We start from the raw sequence: 20693 nt of genomic DNA on the forward strand, positions 1-20693 counted from the left end.
AGTATGAGCGATATTTGGAGAGTTGCTAGTCACCAGGGCCGCATGAAGCAGCGGGCCCTGAAGGGCAGGAGTGTTTAAGCAATTCGGCAGGCGTCGGCTTCCCAGCGATACCCCACGCCATAGACCGCGCGGATAAACGACTGCTCAGCATCCAGCGACTCCAGCTTGCGTCGCAGGTTCTTAATATGGCTGTCGATGGTGCGGTCGGTAACGACGCGATAATCGTCATAGAGATGGTTAAGCAATTGTTCTCGGGAGAATACTTTTCCCGGCTCATGTGACAACGTTTTAAGTAAGCGGAATTCAGCGGGTGTTAAATCGAGCATCTTCCCACGCCAGGAGGCCTGAAAACGGCCTTCATCGACGATAAGCGGGCTTTCTGCATCCATTTGTTGTAGTTCGCGCTGCGGTTTGCATCGGCGCAGGATCGTTTTAACACGCGCGACGACTTCGCGCGGGCTGTACGGTTTACAAATATAATCATCTGCACCGATCTCCAGCCCCAGCAGGCGATCAATCTCTTCGATTTTAGCGGTTACCATCATGATGGGGACTTCTGAGAAGCGGCGGATTTCCCGACACAGGGTCAGACCATCGGTACCGGGCAGCATCAGATCCAACAAGATCAGATCGGGCGGTGTTTGGCGCACGTAAGGCAGAACCAGGTCGCCGTGGCTGATGAGCGTAGGAGCGTAGCTCGCTGCCCGCAGGTAGTCGATGAGCAGTTGCCCCAGCTTGGGTTCGTCTTCCACGATCAGAATACGCGGTGTGTTTTCATCAATGGGTAACTCAGTCATACATCTCTCTGTAAATCGCGTTCCAGCGGTAACTCTACTGTAATGCTAACCCCACCAAAAGGCGAATGGGCGGCGCGGATCAGACCATTATGCGCTTGTACGATATTGACGCAAATCGCCAGCCCCAGTCCGGAACCTCCGCTGGCGCGGTTACGCGAGCCTTCGGTGCGATAAAATCGTTCAAACAGCTTCTGTAACTGCTCGTCACTTACGCCGGGAGCGGAATCCGCGAAGGTTAATAACACCATGCGTTCGCGTTGTTCGGCGCTGATGTGCAGCCCGCCGCCGCTGTCGGTGTAGCGCAGGCTGTTTTCCAGCAGATTGTTGAACAACTGCATCAGACGATCCCTGTCGCCAAATACCGTCATGCTGTCCGGGAGCGAGAGTTGAATCGTCAGTCCACGGCTGGCAAAGCGTTCACGAAATGCGCCGCTTGCCACCTCAAGCAGCGGGATAAGATCCAGCGATGATTTCTGATAGGCCAGCGCGCCTTCATCTGACATGGAGAGCTGATGAAGGTCGTCAACCAGTTTGGTGAGCGTACCCACTTCAGCCTGCAAAGAAGCAACGGAGTCGGGCGTGAACTGGCGGACGCCATCCTGAATGGCCTCCAGTTCACCGCGCAACACCGCCAACGGCGTGCGCAGTTCGTGAGAAATGTCGGCCATAAAGTCACGACGCATCTGCTGGTTTTTTTCCAACGTACTGGCGAGCTGGTTGAAGTCCTGCGCCAGCTTGCCTAGCTCATCCGTACTGGTTGGCGTAACGCGAGTGGTGAAATCGCCCGCCGCCAGTTTGTGCGTGCCTTCCACCAACCGTTTAACCGGGGCCAGCAGGCTGCGCGCCAGCGTAAACGTTGCCAGCGCAGCCAGAATCGTGGAGAGCGCGACGATAAGCCAGCTGGAACGTCTTTGCTGCATGTCGAAATTGATATCGGTATTACGCGTTAAACGCTCCACCGGAGAGGCAATCACAGCACCCACTTCGCTACCGTTGACGCGGATGGGATGGCGCATACCGTCGCGGGGGACAGGAGCCCGCGGGCCGACCAGTACGTGGGCATTTTGATCGACAACCCAAAACTGTGTACGCCAGCCGTGTGGCGGCATGCCTGGACCCGGTTTATCATCGTCGTTGTCGTGTTCAAAAGAGCGCAGGATCTGGAAAACAAAACGATCGTTATTGCGTAAGAATCGCCAGTTGCCGTGCTGCGCGTACTGCTCGCTTAACGCGTCGCTGAGCATTTGCAGCCGCTGTTCGTTACCGTGCTTAATATAGTCGATAAAACCGCGTTCGAAGCTTATGCGTACGGCCCAGTGCATGCTGATCAGCAACACAATGCAGGTGGCGAAAATCGCCAGAAACAGTTTGCCGGTGATACCGGGCCGCCAGAACTTCATCAGGTGCTCCTTTTGCGTCGTGAAATCACCGCATTGGTTTGCGTGTCGTTCGGCACGCGGGCAAAAATAATGGCGGGCAGCGCAATAATGAATGCAATGCACAGCCAGGTATACATAAAGACGCTATGCGTACTACCGCTGTCGATGGCGATATGTTGCTGGCCAAACATGCCTAACAGCAGACCCGCGATGGTCACCCCGATACTCATCGACAGCTGCATGATCATCGACAGCAAGCTGTTGCCGCTGCTGGCGAGATCGTCAGGCAGATCTTTTAACGTCAGGGTATTCATGGATGAAAAGCGCGTTGAGTTGACCATTCCCTGTAAAAACAGCACGAAGGGCAGGGCGTAATACCAGCCCAGCAGTGCCGTGGTCATTAGCAACAGACTGACCAGCGACAGGCCAAGCGTGGTGGTAATCAGTACGCGACGATAACCAAAGCGGTTAACGACCTGCACCACAATGCGCTTCATGCCCATACTGCCCAGCACCATCGGGATCATCATCAGTCCGGCATGAAACGGTGAAAAACCGAGGCCAATCTGTAAAAACACCGGCGTCATAAACGGCAGCATACCGCTGCCGATGCGTCCGGCAAAACTGCCGAACAGACCTAGCGAGAAGGTCGATGTGCGAAACAGATTCAGGCTAAACAGCGCGCGGGGATTTCGATGGGCGTGTTTCAGATACAGCGCAATAGCCAGCACCCCGCAGATAACCAACGCCGCCAGCGTGATACTGGAGAGGCCTGTTCCTTTGCTGCCATCGAGCGCCAGCGTCAGAACCGCCATACCGACCGCCAGCATCGCGAATCCGGAGAGGTCGAAGCGTCGGGTTTGCATGGTGTAGTTGGGCATCAACATTAACGTCGCTATCGCGCCGACAATGCCTACCGGAATGTTAATCAAAAAGATCCAGTGCCAGGAGGCGTATTCAACCAGAATTCCGCCTAACGCTGGGCCCAGCAGCGGGCCGATTTGACCGGGTAAAGTGACAAACGTCATCGCCGCCATATATTGCTCACGCGGGACGATTTTCATCACCGTCAGCCTGCCAACTGGCACCATCATCGCACCGCCAACGCCTTGTAAGACGCGCGCCATCACCAGCTCGTTGAGCGTGCTGGACCAGGCGCAAAACAGCGAACCAAGCGTAAACAGGATAATGGCGGTGAAGAAGATATTACGCACGCCAACTTTGTCCGCCAGCCATCCGCTGGCGGGCAGCATCACGGCAACGGTTAAAACATATGACACTATGACCATATGCATGTGTAACGGGCTTTCCCCGAGGCTTGCCGCCATCGAGGGAAGCGCGGTATTAACGATGGTGGTATCCAGCGACTGCATAAAAAAACCAAATGCCACAATCCAAAGTTGCCAGCGGGTGCTGTCGGGAAGTTCTGTCATAACTCTGCTACCGGTTTGCTGTTTTTACGCGAAAAACGCAGACGCAGACGGTCGAAAAAGAGATAGACCACAGGCGTGGTGTACAGCGTCAGGAGCTGGCTCACGACCAGCCCACCGACAATGGTTATCCCCAACGGCTGGCGCAGCTCAGAGCCATCCCCTGCGGATAACACTAACGGCAGTGCGCCAAATAACGCCGCCAGCGTGGTCATCATGATTGGGCGAAAGCGCAACAGGCAGGCCTGGAAAATAGCTTCTTCCGGCTGCAGCTGACCGTTTCTCTGCGCTTCCAGCGCAAAATCGACCATCATGATGGCGTTTTTCTTCACAATTCCAATTAATAGCATGATCCCTATCAGGGCGATTAGGCTGAACGGGGCATTGAACAGCTCCAGCGCCAGCAAAGCCCCGACCCCTGCCGAAGGTAGCGTGGAGAGAATGGTCAGCGGATGTACATAGCTTTCATACAGCATACCCAGCACGATATAGACGGTGGCGATGGCGGCGATAATCAGGATCACCTGCGAGTTCATAGTATCCTGAAATACCTGGGCGGTACCGGCAAAGCTGCCACGAACCGTGGAGGGGACGCCGAGCTGGGTCATGGTTCTGTTGATGGCCTCTGTCGCTTCTGACAGTGAAGAACCTGTCGGCAGGTTAAACGACACGGTTGAGGCGGCAGATAATCCCTGATGGTTTACCGACAGTGGCGCATTCGCTGGCTGCCATTTGGCAAAGTACGATAACGGGATCGCCTTACCTTCATTGTTGATGACGAACATTTTGTCCAGCGCGCTGATGTCCTGGGTGTAACGTCGATCGACCTCCATCACCACTTTGTACTGGTTCATCGGCTGATAGATGGTTGAAATTTGTCGCTGACCAAAGGCGTTATTCAGCAGGCTGTTGGCGGCCGCCACGTCGATCCCAAGACGAGACATGGTGTCGCGATCGTAAATCAGATTCATCTCCGCGCCATTGTCCTGCTGATCGGAGTTGACGTCCGCCAGTTGGGGCAGGGCGGCAAGCGCCTTACGGATCTTCGGTTCCCACTCACGCAGCGCCGCCAGATCGTCGGACAGCAATGTGTATTGATAGCTGGCGTTGGCCTGGCGTCCGCCAACGCGGATGTCCTGCACCGCCATCAGAAACAGATTCGCACCTGGTTCTTTTGAAAGCGCAACGCGCAGGCGGTCGATCACCTGCTGAGCGGTTTCACGGCGCTCATCGCGGGGCTTGAGGGTAATAAACATCATCCCGCTGTTAACCCGTGACCCACCGGTAAAGCCGGTGACATTGTTCACCGCCGGATCGTCGCGGATGATCTTCATAAAATCCTGCAGTTTACCGCGCATCGCCTGGAAAGAGATGCTCTGGTCAGCCTGGATCCCTCCCATCAATACGCCCGTATCCTGCTCCGGGAAGAAGGTTTTTGGGATGGAAATATAAAGCCAGATATTCAGCGCAATGGTGCCGAGTAATACCACGCCTACCAGTCGCGTGTGGCGCAGTACCCATTTAAGTGAAGTGCCGTAGCTTTGCTGCAGCGCTACCAGCACGCGACCAAATCCCCGTTTACGCGACTGTTCACGCGGGGCGCTGGATTTAAGCATCCAGCCGCACATCATTGGCGTTAATGTCAGCGACACCAGCAGCGAGATACCGATGGCAACCGACAGCGTGACGGCAAATTCGCGCAGCAGGCGTCCAGGCAATCCGCCCATTAACAGCAGCGGCAGGAATACCGCCACCAGCGACAGGCTCATGGAAAGCACGGTGAATCCCACTTCGCGCGTACCCTGTAACGCCGCCTGGAGTGGCTTCATTCCCGCTTCCAGGTGGCGGGCAATATTTTCCAGCACCACGATGGCGTCATCTACGACAAATCCCGTGGCAATGGTTAACGCCATTAACGACAGGTTGTTCAGGCTGAATCCGCACAGATACATGGCGGCAAAGGTACCGATCAGCGAGACCGGAACCGCTACCGCGGGGATCAGAGTCGCACGCCCGGATCGCAGGAAAACAAAGACCACCAGGATAACCAGCGCCACGGAGATAATCAGCGTCTGTTCAACTTCCTCTAATGAAGCGCGAATGGTCGGTGAACGGTCCTGGGCGATTTGCAGATCGATGGCGGCCGGGACCAGCGTTTGTAACTCCGGTAATTTGGCGCGAATGCTATCTACCGTCTGAATAATATTGGCTTCCGGCAGCTTGCGGATCATCAGCAGAATGGCCGGTTTGGCGTTGGTCATCCCCGCGTTACGAACGTCCTGTACAGAGTCGGTTATAGACGCAACATCACCCAGTCGCACCGCTGCGCCGTTGTTATAGTGGATGATAATCGGTTGATATTCGGCGGCGGTTTTCAGCTCATCGTTAGTTTGTACCTGCCAGCGATGGGTATCATTCTCGATAGCGCCCTGCGGCTTACGCACGTTGGCATTGTCGATCGCGCTACGCACGTCGTCCAGTGACACGCCCTGGTTAAACAGCGCCTGCGGGTTGAGTCCTACCCGCACGGCAGGCAGAGAACTGCCTCCAACGTCCACGTCGCCCACACCGTCGATTTGCGCGATGGTCTGCGCCAGTTGTGTTGATGCGAAATCGTACAGTTCACCCTGCGAGTAAGTGTCCGACGTCAGCGTCAGGATCATGATTGGCGCATCGGAAGGGTTAGCTTTGCGATACGTTGGTCGGCTCGGCATCCCGCTGGGCAGCAGGCTTTGCGCGGCGTTAATCGCGGCCTGAACGTCCCGCGCCGCGCCATTGATGTCACGGTCGAATTTGAATTCGAGAATAATACGCGTACTGCCAAGCGAACTACTCGAAGTCATTTCGTTTACGCCCGCGATGCGGCCCAGCGAGCGCTCCAGCGGAGTTGCGACCGAAGACGCCATCGTTTCAGGGGAGGCACCGGGTAATGATGCGCTGACCATTATCACCGGAAAATCCACCTGCGGCAGCGGAGCGACCGGCAGCAGACGAAAGCCCAGAATACCGCATAGGGTGATAGCCACCGAAATGAGAATGGTCGCCACCGGCCGATGAATGAAAAGCGCGAAAAATTTCATTTACGCTTCCTCTTCCTGACGCGGGAAGCGGCTTTTCACATACAGCGACAGACGGTCAAACAGCAGATAAATTACCGGGGTGGTAAACAGGGTTAATACCTGACTCACAAGCAGTCCACCGACCATGCCAATGCCTAACGGACGGCGTAACTCTGCGCCCACGCCGGTACTCAACATCAGCGGCAACGCGCCGAGCAGTGCCGCCAGCGTAGTCATCAGAATTGGGCGGAAACGCAGCAGACAGGCCTGGAAAATAGCATCGCGCGGTGCCATGCCTTGTTCGCGCTCCGCGGCAAGGGCAAAGTCGATCATCATGATGGCGTTTTTCTTGACGATACCGATGAGCAAAATAATGCCAATAATCGCGATGACGTCCAGTTCGCTGCCGGCAATCATTAACGCCAGCAGTGCCCCGACGCCCGCCGTCGGCAGCGTGGAGAGAATAGTAATTGGGTGAATAAAGCTCTCATACAGCACGCCGAGCACGATATACATCGCCACAACCGCAGCCACAATCAACCAGATCGTATTTCCCAGCGCGGCCTGGAAGGCGAGCGTGCTGCCCTGGAACTGGGTCGTAATATTTGCGGGCAGGTTAAGCGTTTTTTCGGCGTCCAGAATCGCCTGTACCGCATCACCCAGCGAATGTTCGTCTGGCACGTTGAACGAGATGGTAGTGACCGGGAACTGATCGAGGTGGTTAATCGACAGCGGGGCAAAACGCTGTTCAATACTGGCGATTGCGCTGAGCGGTACTATGCCACCGTCGCTACTGGTCAGACGTATTGTATCCAGTGCCGCAAGCCCCGGCGTATTGTTGGTGTTATGTTCTAACACCACGCGATATTGATTTGCCTGGGTGTAAATAGTCGAAATCAAACGCTGGCCGAAGGCGTTGTACAGGGCGTTGTCGACATCTGACATGCTGATGCCCAAACGGCTGGCGCTGTCGCGATTGACGTTCACATACGCTACCAGCCCTTTGTCCTGCCAGTCGCTGCTGACGTCGGACAGTTGCGGTAGCTGCTGTAGTTTTGCTATCAGCTGTGGAACCCAGGTGCTGAGGGCATCAAGGGATGTCGCTTGCAGCGTGAACTGATATTGCGTCCGGCTCACCTGAGTATCAATCGTCAGATCCTGAGTGGGTTGAAGATAAAGGTCAACTCCGGGAACCCTGTCAACCGTGTCCTGTAAGCGCGCAATCACTTTCTGCACCCGATCGTCACGTTCATCCAGCGGTTTAAGGTTGATTTGCAAACGCGCGCTGTTCAATGCCGGATTAGTACCATCCACACCGACAAAAGCGGTCAGGCTCTCTACCGCCGGATCTTTAAGGATGACATCTGAAACCTGGCGCTGGCGCTCGGCCATGCTGGCGAATGAGCTGGACTGCGGTGCCTGTAGCGTACCCTGGATAATGCCGTTGTCCTGGATTGGGAAGAAACCTTTGGGGATAAAAACCCAAAGCATGACGCTCAATGCCAGCGTGCCGAGCGCTATGCTAAGTGTGAGCCACGGATGGTTAAGTACTTTTGCCAGCCAATGACCGTACCCGGCTATGACGCGATCAAACATTCGCTCTGAGGCGCGGGAGAAGCGATTTTGCTTACGCAATGAGGCCTGATTCAGCATGCGCGCGCACATCATCGGCGTAAGAGTGAGCGAGACAACGGCGGAAATCAGAATCGCCACCGCCAGCGTAACGGCGAATTCACGGAACAAACGCCCGACAATATCGCCCATGAATAGCAGTGGGATCAATACCGCAATCAATGAAAACGTCAGGGAGATGATGGTAAAACCAATCTCGCCCGCGCCCTTCAGGGCAGCAGTCAGCGGTTTTTCGCCTTTTTCGATATAGCGTGAAATATTCTCGATAATCACGATAGCGTCATCCACAACAAAGCCTGTCGCGATGGTTAGCGCCATTAAGGTCAGGTTGTTGATGGAGAAATCAAGAAATACCATCACCGCGAAGGTGCCGATTAACGACAACGGTACGGCGACTGCAGGAATAATCGTCGCCGGAACATTGCGCAGAAACAGGTAGATAATCATCACCACCAGCGCTATCGCCAGCATCAACTCGAACTGGGTGTCTGCAACAGAGGCACGAATATTGGTGGTGCGATCGGAAAGTACGCTGACCTTAACCGATTTGGGCAGGCTTTCGGTGAGCTGTGGCAGCATCTGGCGGATACTGTCTGCCGTGGAGATAATGTTCGCCCCAGGCTGGCGCTGCACATTCATCACTATAGCTTGTTGCTTATTTGCCCATGCACCCAGCCAGCTGTTTTCTGCTCCTTGTTCGACGGTAGCAACATCGCCCAGACGAACCGGCGCACCGTTTTTATAGGCAATAATGAGCTGACGATATTCATCTGCGGACTGCATCTGGTCGTTAGCTGAAAGGGTAACGGCGCGCGTTGGGCCATCAAGACTCCCTTTTGCTGAATTGACGTTGGCACCGGTAATGGCCGTACGGATGGTTTCGCTGGTCAGACCGAGTGCGGCAATGGCCTGAGCGTTAAGTTTCACGCGGACCGCCGGACGTTGCCCACCGGAAAGTGTTACCAGACCCACGCCGGATACCTGAGAGATTTTCTGCGCGACGCGGGTTTCGACCATATCTTCCACCTGCGTCATCGGCATGGCGCTGGAAGTGACCGCCAGCGTCATGATCGGCGGATCTGCCGGGTTTACCTTGCTGTAGACCGGAGGGTTAGGTAGATCGCTGGGTAATAAATTGGTGGCGGCGTTAATCGCGGCCTGAACTTCTTGCTCGGCAACATCCAGCGGGAGCGTCAGTTGAAACTGTAACGTAACGACCGATGCGCCACCGGAGCTTTGTGATGACATCTGTTTTAAGCCAGACATCTGGCCAAACTGACGTTCAAGCGGCGCGGTTACCGCCGAGGTCATAACGTCTGGGCTGGCGCCAGGGTAGAGCGTCACGACCTGAATCGTGGGGTAATCCACTTCAGGTAAGGCGGCGATTGGCAGAAAGCGATAACCGATAATACCGGCAAGCAAAATCGCGACCATCAGCAGCGTAGTGGCGACGGGGCGCAGAATGAACAGGCGCGATGGTCCGCCTGTGTTGTCCGGAGGTAACACCTGCATCAGGAGTTGGCTCCTTTTTTGCCGTATCCGCGTGGCGCTGTTTTCTCATCGGAAACAGAGGCGTCGTGCGCCTCGACGACTTCGACTTTTGCGCCTTCCGTCAGACGGTCAATACCGTCAGTCACGACCCGATCGCCTGCGGACAACCCAGCGGCGATCACCACTTTTTGGCTGTCCTGAATACCCGGTTTAACCAGATGCTTGCTCACTTTGTTGTCGCTGTTCAGTACCCAGACAAAGTGCCCTTCGTTGCCCATCTGCAGGGCTGCTGTTGGGATCACAACGGCATTTTGCTGCGTGTCGACCAGCATGCGGGCGTTGACGAACTGGTTAGGGAATAACGCATCATCCTGATTGTTAAAACGGGCTTTAACTTTGATGGTTCCTGTAGTGGCATCAATCTGATTGTCGAGACTGAGCAGGACGCCTTCACTCAGTTTTTGTGAATTGGTTCGGTCCCAGGCTTCGACCTTCAGCTGGTTCCCCGATTTTTGTGCCTGCAACACGGTAGCAATGTCGTTTTCAGGCAAAGTAAATATCAGGTCGATGGGATGAGTTTGCGTAATGACGACGATCCCGGTGGTATCGCCGCTGGAAATTTGGTTACCGACATCGACCTGCTTCAGGCCGACACGACCATCGACAGGTGCGGTTATCCGACTCCAGTCGAGCTGCAACTGAGCGCTGGCGACACTGGCTTCATCCGCTTTGATTGTGCCTAACGTCTCATTGACCAGCGCCTGCTGGGCATCCAGCTCCTGGCGGGAGACCAGATTGGTTTTAACCAACTGTTGATAGCGGGCAAGATCGCGACGGGCATTCGCCAGCGTGGCTTTATCTTTTGCCAGTTGTCCCTGCGCCTGAGCCAGAGTGACTTTGAACTGGCTGGGATCTATCTCTGCCAGCAGGTCGCCGGCTTTTACCTGTTGTCCTTCCTCAAAGTGTAAGGCAATGAGCTGACCGTCCACCCGGCTACGTACCGTGGCGGTATTGGCGGCAGTAATGGTACCCAGCCCTGTCAGGTAACGTGGAACGGCTTCCTCGGTGGCAGTGGCAGCCTGCACGGGAGCCAACGGTCCGGAGCGCATTCCACGGCGTGCCGACCCAGGCGTGTGCTGCGCTGGTTTGGTAGCGCCCGGTGCGGTTTCCTGGGAAGCGCTGCGGCTTTGCCAGAACCAGATGGCGGCGACGGTGGCCACGACGATCACGATTGCTATCACCCAGCGGGATTTATTACTGCCTTTCATTGTTATGAGTTTCTCATCCTGAAACGATTCGCGGAATGATACTAGTTTAGCCAGTGAACAAGGGAGAAAAATGGAGGAATTATGAAACACTGTCGGGATTCGTCTGAATGCTGACGCGGCTTTGCGAGGCGTTACGCAACAATTTGCGGCGAAAATAGCGAATGCGTCATTGTGCGTTAGAGTGCGGTCAAGGCAAAAGGAGGTTAGCCAGAGATTTCAGCGGGACGCTGGAACGGGAAAGCCCCTCCCGAGGAAGGGGCCAAAATAAGGAAAGGGTTATGATGAAGTACGTCATCATACTGGTGATACTCTTAGTCATTAGCTTACCGGCTTACTAAGACACCAGGGGGAGGGGAAACCTTCCCTAACCCTCACTCCTGAAAATAAGCCACAGCAACGGTGATGTCAATACGCACACCTTTCAGCTTGCGAGCGGCTTAGCGGAAAACAACGTCAGCCCAGCGGGCCAGACCGGCGGTGACAGAACCGAAGTCATCGCCACCCGCGATAGGGATCCCTGGAAGCTGCTGGGCGAGGGCTTTTTTAATCAGCGGTGAACGCGCGCTGCCGCCGGTCAGATAAATCACGTCCGGTTTTTCCTGCGCGTTGTCCAGCGCCAGTTTGACCTGCTCCAGAATGCGCGCCAGGGGCTGATTGAGCGCGGCCTCCAATCCATGTTGACTAATATCGGTTGCCAGCGTGTCGCTGATAAACGGTATCGCCGCCGTTACAATGGTCTGGTCGGAAAGCGCGATCTTGCTCTCTTCTGCGCTGCGCACCAGGTGATAGCTCAGACGCTCGCGCCACACTTTAAGCAGCAAGGCTACTTTATCGGCTTCTTTCGCGTCGCGGACAAGATCGTTCAGTAAACGACCGTTGGCGCTGCTGTAGAAATCACTTTGCGCGGGAACATCGTTGATCGCAACCGCGTTCCACCAGGGGAGAATCGGTAAGGCGATCCCTTTTTCAGTCTCACCGCCCATACCTAGCAGCGGCATCAGGTGTTTAAACGCCAGCGCGATATCCAGATCGTTCCCGCCTACACGGCAGCCACTGTGTCCCAGCAGGCTGTTTTCGCGATCGGCGCGCTGATGCCATTGCGGCCCCATCAGCAGTAGTGAACAGTCGGTCGTACCCCCGCCAATATCTACCACCAGCACGCGTTTCTCATCCTGCAGTGTGGCTTCGTAATCCAGCCCCGCCGCTACCGGCTCGTACTGGAAGACGACATCCTGAAAACCGGCACGTTTGGCCGCACGTTCAAGAATCCCCTGCGCCTGGGTGTTGGCGTCATCGCCGCCTAATCCCTGGAAGTTGATGGGGCGACCAATTACGGCCTGAGTGATAGCTTCCGGCAGTTGGCTTTGCGCCTGGTTGCGAATGTGCAGCATCATTGCACAGACCAGATCTTCAAAAAGCGCAACTTGCTGCGGCTTCAGACCGCTGGCACCCAAAAATGATTTTGGCGATTTAACGAAGTACACCTCTTCCGGGTCTTCAATATACTGACCCAGCGATGTCAGACCGAACTGCACGCTGTTGGCGTTAACGTCGATGTCCTCATCGCGATTGTAGCGCATCGCACGGCGAAGCAGCGCCTGTGTTTCATCGTCCGTGGTTGGAACGTCGTGATGGCGATACAACCACTCGCTAACCGCTTCGCGCGTTGGTGCGCACAGCATTGAGGGTAGCAGCGTGCTGTTATTTTCCATTTTGAGCAGGTGGGGCTGCCCATCACGCATAACGGCCACTGAACAGTTTGCCGTACCGTAGTCAAAACCAATAAACACCGTAAAAATCCCCATGCCAGTGAAGAAGGGGCGTGACTTTAACGAATAGTTGACGGCCCGACAACTGGAATATGAAAGCAAGGCGTACTGATTGAATACCGTTTATGCTGTAAGTTTGCTTTAAAAGGAAAACCGAATGTTCACGCTGAGCTGGCAACCGCCTTATGACTGGCCCTGGATGCTGGGATTTCTTGCCGCCCGTGCGGTTGAAGGTGTCGAAACCGTAGAAGAACTGAGTTATGTCCGAAGTCTTTCCGTAGGGGAGCATCGTGGTCTGGTGAGCGTTGTCCCGGATCTGCACGCCAATGTGTTACACGTGACGTTGAGCTCAGGGTTACAGCCTGTAGCCTCCGAGTGCCTGGCAAAAATAACGCGCTTGTTCGATCTTTCATGTTGCCCGCAGCAAATTGTCTGCGCGCTGGGTAACCTCGGCGCGGCGCGTCCGGGATTGCGCCTGCCGGGATGTGTCGATGCTTTTGAGCAAGGGGTACGGGCGATTTTAGGACAGTTAGTCAGCGTGGCGATGGCCGCGAAACTGACAGCGAAAGTAGCGCACGCTTATGGCAATACACTGGAGGATGCGCCCGAGTATGTGTGTTTTCCCTCTCCAGAAGAGCTTGCCAACGCCGATCCGCTGCACCTGAAAACGTTAGGAATGCCGCTCAAACGCGCTGAAGCGTTGATTCACCTTGCTCATGCAACCCTTGAAGGAACGCTCGCGACAACAGCCCCTGCCGATATCGAACAAGGCGTTAAGCAGCTACAAACATTTCCCGGGATAGGGCGCTGGACCGCCAACTACTTTGCGCTGCGCGGCTGGCAGGCGAAGGACGTTTTTCTGCCGGATGATTATCTGATTAAGCAGCGTTTTCCCGGCATGACACCAGCCCAGATCCGGCGGTATGCAGAGCGCTGGAAACCCTGGCGCTCCTATGCGCTGTTGCATATCTGGTATACGGATGGTTGGCAACCGTCAGTTGATGGCGAAATTGCTGGTATTCAGTAGCAGATCCAGCGGTTGGGCGTCGGCAATAATATCGCCATAAATCATATCAATACCGATGCCAGAAAGCGTATCCATGATGAGCGGCAGTTGCACCGGACCGGCGATGGTTTTTATGTCCAGGCGCTGAGCATGACCCTGGATAATGGACACCCACATTTCGTCGATCAGGTTGCCGGGAGCGCTGGCACTTAGCTCGCTGTCGAGCAACAGGTAATCGACAATGTGATATTTCAGGTTGTCAAAAAGCTCTAAGTCGCGACCAACCTGACTTAACACAATTCGACAACCGTACTGCCGCAGTCGATGCAGGGCGGATACCGCCTGCGTTGGGCTTGTTTTGATGACGCTTGATGGAACGGTCAGATGCAGCAATCGTGGCGGTAGCGGGCTGCGTTGCAAGTGCTCCAGCAGCTCATCTACCAGCTCTGTGTTGAGCAGGCCGGCGGCGGAAAGGGGCAGGGCAATACTGAGGCCCTTGTTGGCGACAGCCGGGGCAGCACTCTGGAAGAACTCGCCGAATACCCGACGATCGAGCGCCTGACTCAACGTGGGATCGACCAACCCGGCATGGAAGGCTTGATCTTCAATGACTTCACCCTCAGCGGTGCCTAAGCGAAGCGAGATAATCCAGAAGCTAAAAGTCTCCGGTATACGCGGAGAAGCAACACCTCTGGCGATCATCAGCATAGGGTTGTGTGTAATAGTGTGTCTTTGTTCATCCAATGACAGTTGGCTACGCGCGGCATGGGCCTGGCTTTGCTGAGGTTCATAGACACAGACTCGCCCACGGCCGCTGTTTTTCGCCGCGTAGCAGGCGATATCGGCCTGAGACATAACGTCAGTCGCGACATGGTTTTTCTCATCAATCAGCGTAATTCCCGCACTGGCGCCAATACGGTGCAAACGGCCTTCCCACATAAATTGGTAATTGTTAATAGCACTGATGATGCGTCCTGAGATAAAGCGGGCGCTTTCGATATTACAATCCGGCAGCAACAGACCAAACTCGTCGCCGCCAAGGCGCGCCAGCATATCGCTGGATCGCAACATGCTGAGCATAAGCGCAGAGAGTTCACGCAGCAGGGCATCGCCGGCGGCATGACCCGCGCTGTCGTTCACCGCTTTAAAACGATCCAAATCGATAAAAACCAGTACATGGCACTGGCGCGTGTCGTGTACTGAATGCAGCAATTGTTTTAGATGGTTTTCGAAGCTGACCCGGTTTGCCAACTGCGTCAGGTCATCATGTGAGGCACTGTAGCTAAGCTGGCGGAGCATCTTCCGTGACTCTGTGACGTCCTGAATGACTAACACCGAACCAATGCTGCCGCCGTCAAGGGTGCTGAGGGGCGTGATGCTGTACTGAATGTCATAACTGTTGCCGTTACGACAATGCAGGACCACTTCCTGCTCGATTGCCGTACGCGACATGTCAGCACTGTAGATATTTTCCATCAGCGGACCGTTCTCGCCAAAAGTAATATGTAGTACCGTCAATAGCGGAATGCCGATGGCACTGTCCTGTTGCCAGCCGCTCATTTTCTCAGCGACCGGATTCATAAAGGTCACGTTCATATCGACATCAATACAAATTACCGCTTCGCCTATTGAGTCCAGCGTAATGTGCAGGCGCTCTTTTTCCTGATACAGCGCTTCGTTAAGCTGCTTCACTTCGGTCATATCCATATTGATACCAAGTAAGCGTTCAACTTCACCGTCTTTATTCAGCACCCGGTTGGCCAACGAGCGGATATGGCGTATGCCATCTTTTACTGCGATACGAAACTCAAGCTTAAACGGAGCCCGTGCGGCCAGCGAATCACGAATCACATTTTCGGCGTACTCGCGATCTTCAGGTACGAGGCATTGATACCAGACTTGCCAACTGGGTTTGATATGTGCGGGAACTTCATACAGATCGAACATCCGTTTATCCCAACTGATCACGTCAGGCTGCAGTTCCCATTCCCAAATCCCAATCCCCCCGGCTTCATTGGCGAGAGTAATGCGCTCCATCAGCCGTTTATTAATCCACTCGGTATGCTTCAGGTCGTTAATGTCTTCAACCTGCGCGATAAAGTAGAGTGGAGTGTTGTCGCTATGGCGCACCAGCGAAACGGCCAGCAACGCCCAGACGACGTCGCCCGCGCGGGTGTAATAGCGTTTTTCCATGGAATAGCTATTAATCTCTCCGCGTGCCAGCATATTGAGTTGTTCAAGGTCGTTGTTCAGATCTTCCGGCCAGGTTAATTGCTGGAAGGTCAGCGAACGTAGCTCCTCCTGGCTATAGCCCAGAAACTGGCACAAGGCTTTATTGGCCTGTAGCCATTGCCCCTCGGTGCCAACCAGTGCCATGCCAATCGCGGAATATTCCATGGCGTTGCGAAAGCGCGATTCGCTTTCTGAAATGTGCTTGCGTTCGGCTCGAAACGCGTACATCACCATGGTCATCATGTTGGCTGGCAACAGGATCATTAAAAACGGCAACCAGGGGATGTCCGTCATCATGTTCTGTTTCGGGGTGTAAAGCAGTGAAGGGTCGGCGGCCAGCATCAGCGAAACCATCATCACGGTGCTGAGGAATATTAAAAACGCCTCCATACGCGGCAGGCGGACAGCGCTCCACATCAGCAGGACAATAACGCAGGTAAATGGCCACGGAATGTACATCATGGATAGCCAACTGAACGTTAAGGTCACCAGAAGCGTAATCAGGGTCTCAAGCAATAATCGCGGGTCGCGATGACGCAGCAGGTAATGTGGTTTAAACAGCAAACCTAACGGCACCAACGCCAGTGCGCCAATGGATTCTGACAGTACCCAAATGAGAAAGGTATTTAACGTAGTTTCCTTCGGCAGCAACATCCACATCAATACGCCGCCCAGCAGTGGCGGAACAACCGCGCTGCCAAATGCCAGACGCGCCCAGTCGTTAAGATTTTGTAAGGGATTGTACCAGGGCAGCAGTTTACGCAATAACATTGCGCCAACAACAGCCTCAATAATGTTAATGACCGTATAGGAGAAATTAAGCGACTGTACGGGGAAGAAGAGTAAAGAGGCGCCGATGCTACCGAATGAGCAAGCCAGCGCGATCCCAGGCCACATCTTTCCAGCGTGACGGTAAAAAGCCACCATCATGATAGAGGTTGGAAACCACAGCGGCGCAAGCTGTGCGCCGTAACGTGACAGTTCCAGCGAAAACAACGTAAAGATGAAAGCCACCAGACCTAAACTGGCCAGGCGCAGTAGAGGATGGGGTAAGGTAACTAAAACATGTTGGGATTGTTTACTCATTACCACTCTACCCAAATAGCCGTTGTTGCCCAGCAGAGATGCCGGACGCATCACATTTAATCTGGGATTATGCTAGTACAAACAATTTACAATTTATACGCCAGCTGCTCATAAATTAACACTCCCAAGCTATTAATTCCTAAGGCAGGTGAATAAATATAGCGGCTGTTCTAAATCTGACCATTTTAATTTGCGACAGGGACAGCATTGGTGCAGCCTGGGGTGGCGTCGCGCCGCTGAAATCCCTATAATTGCCGCGTTTGGCGTTTCGGCGCCGCCCTTCCTTACATCCAGGTTAATCAGGTCGCTAAATTTATGACTGATCAGTCCCATCAGTGCGTCATTATCGGCATTGCCGGCGCATCGGCTTCCGGCAAGAGCCTTATTGCCAGTACTCTTTATCGCGAATTGCGTGAACAAGTCGGTGACGAACATATTGGCGTTATTCCCGAAGACAGCTATTACAAAGATCAAAGCCATCTGTCGATGGAAGAACGTGTAAAAACCAACTACGACCATCCGAACGCGATGGACCACAGCCTGCTGTTTCAACATCTGCAAACGCTGAAACGCGGCTCTGCCATTGAGCTGCCGGTATATAGCTATGTTGAGCACACGCGTACGCAAGACACTATTCATATCGAACCCAAGAAAGTCATCATCCTGGAAGGCATTTTGCTGCTGACGGATGCGCGTTTGCGTGACGAGATGAACTTCTCTATTTTTGTTGATACGCCGTTGGATATTTGCCTGATGCGCCGTATCAAGCGGGATGTGAACGAACGTGGTCGTTCAATGGATTCGGTGATGGCGCAATACCAGAAAACCGTCCGCCCAATGTTCCTGCAATTTATTGAGCCTTCAAAACAATACGCCGACATCATTGTGCCGCGCGGGGGTAAAAACCGCATCGCCATCGATATTCTGAAGGCTAAAATCAGTCAGTTCTTTGAATAAGTTCAGCGAATTGTGTACCGTTCAGTGATAACCTGGTTCACCCTTAACGCACCTGGCATTAAGGGTTTGAAGCACGAAAGGAGAAAGTGCCATGCGTTTATGTGACCGAGATATTGAAGCCTGGTTGGATGAAGGTCGCCTGTCGATCAATCCCCGCCCTCCTGTCGAGCGAATCAATGGCGCCACGGTAGATGTGCGCCTTGGCAACAAATTCCGTACGTTCCGTGGTCATACGGCGGCGTATATCGATTTAAGCGGACCGAAAGATGAAGTCAGCGCCGCGCTGGATCGCGTGATGAGTGATGAAATCGTCCTTAAGGACGGCGAAGCCTTTTTCCTGCATCCGGGGGAACTTGCACTGGCGGTAACATTCGAATCCGTGACGCTGCCTTCCGATCTCGTCGGTTGGTTAGATGGCCGTTCTTCGCTGGCTCGTCTGGGACTGATGGTACACGTCACCGCACACCGTATCGATCCGGGCTGGTCTGGCTGTATCGTACTGGAGTTTTACAACTCCGGAAAATTACCGCTGGCTCTGCGTCCGGGGATGCCGATTGGCGCGTTAAGTTTCGAACCGCTTTCCGGTCCGGCAGCGCGACCTTACAACCGTCGTCAGGATGCGAAGTATCGCGACCAGCAGGGCGCTGTTGCCAGCCGGATCGATAAAGACTGAGTGTTTATCAGTCCATTGGGGATAGCATGAGACGATTTCTGACGACGCTGATGATTCTTCTGGTCGTGCTGGTGGCCGGCTTTTCTGCGTTAGTACTGTTGGTGAATCCGAATGATTTCCGCGCGTATATGGTCAAGCAGGTTGCCGTACGTAGCGGGTATCAGCTGCAGTTGGATGGCCCCCTGCGTTGGCACGTATGGCCGCAACTGAGTATCCTCTCAGGGCGAGTGATGTTAACGGCTGAAGGCGCCAGCGAACCCCTGGTTCGTGCTGATAATATGCGTCTCGACGTTGCATTGTGGCCGCTGTTGAGCCACCAGCTCAGCGTGAAGCAGGTGATGCTCAAAGGCGCAGTGATTCAATTGACTCCGCAAACTGAGGCGGTACGCGGCAAAGATGCACCCGTTGCCCCAAAAGACAATATGTTGCCCGATCTGGCGGAAGACAAAGGATGGTCGTTTGATATCGCCCGTCTGCGCGTTGCCGACAGTGTTCTGGTGTTCCAACATGAAGATGATGAACAGGTTACCGTTCGCGATATTCGTCTGGAGATGGAACAAGATAGCCAGCACCGCGGTACGTTTGATTTCTCCGGGCGTGTGAACCGCGATCAGCGCGATCTCGCGTTATCCTTTAACGGTACGGTCGATGCCTTCGATTATCCGCACAACTTATCTGCGAATATTGAACAGTTAAGCTGGCAACTGCAGGGGGCCGATCTGCCGCCGCAGGGGATCAACGGTCAGGGACATCTTCAGGCGCAATGGCTGGAAGAGAAAAAACAGCTTTCATTTAGCCAGATAAATTTGACCGCTAATGACTCTTCTTTCTCCGGGCAAGCGCATGTGGCCTTGTTGGAAAAACCGGAATGGGCCGTTGACCTAAAATTTGGTCAGCTCAATCTGGATAACCTGCTCGTACAACATGACGCAGCGGTGACAGCAAAAGGTGAAGTTCAGCAAGGTCAGAGTCAGTCAACGCTGGCGCGCCCCGTCATTGCTTCCCAGGTTGATGCCGTTTCGTATCAGGGACTCAAGGGTTTTTCGGCAGACATCGCTTTGCAGGCTGACAAAGTGCTGTGGCGGAAAATGGCGTTTGAGAATGTCTCGGCAAAAATAGACAACCGGTTCGGCTTACTGAACATTGCACAGTTGCAAGGAAAAAGTGATGGCGGGCTGATCTCATTGCCCGGCACGCTGGATGCCAGAAAGGGAGAACCGCGAGCGGTCTTTCATCCGCGCCTGGAAGGTGTGGAAATTGGCACTATTCTGAAGGCCTTTGATTACCCCATCGCACTCACCGGCAAGCTGTCGTTGGCAGGAGATTTTTCCGGCTCGGATATTGACGCCCAGGCGTTTCGTCACAGCTGGCAAGGGCAGGCCCATGTCGAAATGAACGATACGCGAATGGAAGGGATGAACTTCCAGCAGATGATACAGCAGGCCGTCGAGCGTAGCGGTGGAGATGCTAAAGCCCAGCAAAATATGGAGAACGTGACCCGTCTGGATCATTTTGTAACCGATATGACGCTGGATAACGGTGAGGTGACGCTGGATAACATGGTAGGGGAGTCCGCTATGTTGGCACTGACCGGCAAAGGAACGTTAGATCTGGTGAAGCAAAATTGCGACACGCTGTTTAACATTCGCGTGCTGGGCGGTTGGGATGGCGAAAGTAAGTTGATTAATTTCCTGAAGGCCACCCCGGTTCCTCTCCGAGTCTATGGTCAATGGCAATCACTGAACTACAGTCTGCAAGTTGATCAGCTTTTGCGTAAACATCTGCAGGATGAAGCAAAACGTCGCCTGAATGACTGGGCCGATCGCAATAAAGATTCCCGCAACGGCAAAGATGTTAAAAAGTTGCTGGATAAGCTCTGATTCATATTGCCGGATGGTGGCTAATGCCCCATCC

The 20693-nt window shown here is 54.2% G+C and carries 13 protein-coding genes; 5 read left to right on the top strand and 8 right to left on the bottom strand.

Going from position 1 to position 20693, the window contains the following annotated elements:
• Positions 1-74: 74 nt before the first annotated feature.
• From baeR to OGV71_RS14665, 6 genes are read right to left on the bottom strand one after another with little or no spacing between them, the layout of a single operon-like run.
• On the bottom strand, positions 75-797 hold the full coding sequence (gene baeR / locus OGV71_RS14640; RefSeq protein ID WP_003036797.1) for an envelope stress response regulator BaeR: 723 nt from the start codon (positions 795-797) through the stop codon (positions 75-77).
• Complete coding sequence (gene baeS, locus OGV71_RS14645) at positions 794-2197, bottom strand: envelope stress sensor histidine kinase BaeS (protein ID WP_003844344.1); 1404 nt, start codon at positions 2195-2197, stop codon at positions 794-796. Before baeS ends, baeR begins: the two co-directional genes overlap by 4 nt.
• Positions 2197-3609, bottom strand: a complete 1413-nt coding sequence (locus tag OGV71_RS14650; protein ID WP_044711356.1) for an MFS transporter — start codon at positions 3607-3609, stop codon at positions 2197-2199. Before OGV71_RS14650 ends, baeS begins: the two co-directional genes overlap by 1 nt.
• Positions 3606-6686 carry a multidrug efflux RND transporter permease subunit MdtC gene (gene mdtC, locus OGV71_RS14655; protein WP_204583448.1) on the bottom strand — a complete coding sequence of 1027 codons (3081 nt, stop codon included), beginning with the start codon at positions 6684-6686 and terminating at the stop codon, positions 3606-3608. Before mdtC ends, OGV71_RS14650 begins: the two co-directional genes overlap by 4 nt.
• The gene (locus tag OGV71_RS14660) at positions 6687-9809 is read right to left on the bottom strand and encodes an MdtB/MuxB family multidrug efflux RND transporter permease subunit (protein WP_204583449.1); all 3123 of its coding nucleotides are present in this window, start codon (positions 9807-9809) and stop codon (positions 6687-6689) included. It abuts the gene before it with no gap.
• Entirely contained in the window at positions 9809-11056 is a 1248-nt protein-coding gene (locus tag OGV71_RS14665; RefSeq protein WP_204583450.1) for an MdtA/MuxA family multidrug efflux RND transporter periplasmic adaptor subunit, read from the bottom strand. The genes OGV71_RS14660 and OGV71_RS14665 overlap by 1 nt, the downstream gene beginning before the upstream one ends.
• 278 nt (positions 11057-11334) lie before the next feature.
• Between OGV71_RS14665 and OGV71_RS14670 the strand changes: the two genes are divergently transcribed.
• Positions 11335-11394 carry a type I toxin-antitoxin system Ibs family toxin gene (locus OGV71_RS14670; protein ID WP_106672390.1) on the top strand — a complete coding sequence of 20 codons (60 nt, stop codon included), beginning with the start codon at positions 11335-11337 and terminating at the stop codon, positions 11392-11394.
• A 99-nt stretch (positions 11395-11493) separates the two neighbouring features.
• Here OGV71_RS14670 and yegD read toward each other — a convergent pair whose 3' ends face one another.
• A complete protein-coding gene (gene yegD, locus OGV71_RS14675) occupies positions 11494-12846 on the bottom strand; it encodes a molecular chaperone (RefSeq protein ID WP_204583451.1) in 1353 nt (450 codons plus the stop codon).
• A gap of 136 nt (positions 12847-12982) precedes the next feature.
• On the opposite strand from yegD, the gene alkA reads away from it, so the two are divergent.
• Positions 12983-13852 (top strand): DNA-3-methyladenine glycosylase 2, encoded by an 870-nt coding sequence (gene alkA / locus OGV71_RS14680; protein ID WP_003844335.1) that lies wholly within the window; start codon positions 12983-12985, stop codon positions 13850-13852.
• Here alkA and OGV71_RS14685 read toward each other — a convergent pair.
• Complete coding sequence (locus OGV71_RS14685) at positions 13820-17149, bottom strand: diguanylate cyclase (protein WP_204583452.1); 3330 nt, start codon at positions 17147-17149, stop codon at positions 13820-13822. The two genes, alkA and OGV71_RS14685, sit on opposite strands and share 33 nt — an antisense overlap.
• Positions 17150-17464: 315 nt before the next feature.
• Here OGV71_RS14685 and udk point away from each other — a divergent pair, with 315 nt between their 5' ends.
• From udk to asmA, 3 genes are all read left to right on the top strand, one after another.
• Positions 17465-18106, top strand: a complete 642-nt coding sequence (gene udk, locus OGV71_RS14690) for a uridine kinase (protein WP_003036776.1) — start codon at positions 17465-17467, stop codon at positions 18104-18106.
• A 91-nt stretch (positions 18107-18197) separates the two neighbouring features.
• Entirely contained in the window at positions 18198-18779 is a 582-nt protein-coding gene (gene dcd, locus OGV71_RS14695) for a dCTP deaminase (RefSeq protein ID WP_003036774.1), read from the top strand.
• 26 nt (positions 18780-18805) lie between these two features.
• A complete protein-coding gene (gene asmA / locus OGV71_RS14700; RefSeq protein ID WP_204583453.1) occupies positions 18806-20659 on the top strand; it encodes an outer membrane assembly protein AsmA in 1854 nt (617 codons plus the stop codon).
• The last annotated feature ends 34 nt before the right edge of the window (positions 20660-20693 follow it).

The organism is Citrobacter sp. Cf088 (assembly GCF_030334295.1).
Classification (GTDB): domain Bacteria; phylum Pseudomonadota; class Gammaproteobacteria; order Enterobacterales; family Enterobacteriaceae; genus Citrobacter; species Citrobacter freundii.

Bases quoted from the DNA above. Each gene is read 5' to 3' on its own strand.
- baeR (WP_003036797.1), bottom strand. From the start codon at position 797: ATGACTGAGTTACCCATTGATGAAAACACACCGCGTATTCTGATCGTG.
- baeS (WP_003844344.1), bottom strand. From the start codon at position 2,197: ATGAAGTTCTGGCGGCCCGGTATCACCGGCAAACTGTTTCTGGCGATT.
- OGV71_RS14650 (WP_044711356.1), bottom strand. From the start codon at position 3,609: ATGACAGAACTTCCCGACAGCACCCGCTGGCAACTTTGGATTGTGGCA.
- mdtC (WP_204583448.1), bottom strand. From the start codon at position 6,686: ATGAAATTTTTCGCGCTTTTCATTCATCGGCCGGTGGCGACCATTCTC.
- OGV71_RS14660 (WP_204583449.1), bottom strand. From the start codon at position 9,809: ATGCAGGTGTTACCTCCGGACAACACAGGCGGACCATCGCGCCTGTTC.
- OGV71_RS14665 (WP_204583450.1), bottom strand. From the start codon at position 11,056: ATGAAAGGCAGTAATAAATCCCGCTGGGTGATAGCAATCGTGATCGTC.
- alkA (WP_003844335.1), top strand. From the start codon at position 12,983: ATGTTCACGCTGAGCTGGCAACCGCCTTATGACTGGCCCTGGATGCTG.
- OGV71_RS14685 (WP_204583452.1), bottom strand. From the start codon at position 17,149: ATGAGTAAACAATCCCAACATGTTTTAGTTACCTTACCCCATCCTCTA.
- udk (WP_003036776.1), top strand. From the start codon at position 17,465: ATGACTGATCAGTCCCATCAGTGCGTCATTATCGGCATTGCCGGCGCA.
- dcd (WP_003036774.1), top strand. From the start codon at position 18,198: ATGCGTTTATGTGACCGAGATATTGAAGCCTGGTTGGATGAAGGTCGC.
- asmA (WP_204583453.1), top strand. From the start codon at position 18,806: ATGAGACGATTTCTGACGACGCTGATGATTCTTCTGGTCGTGCTGGTG.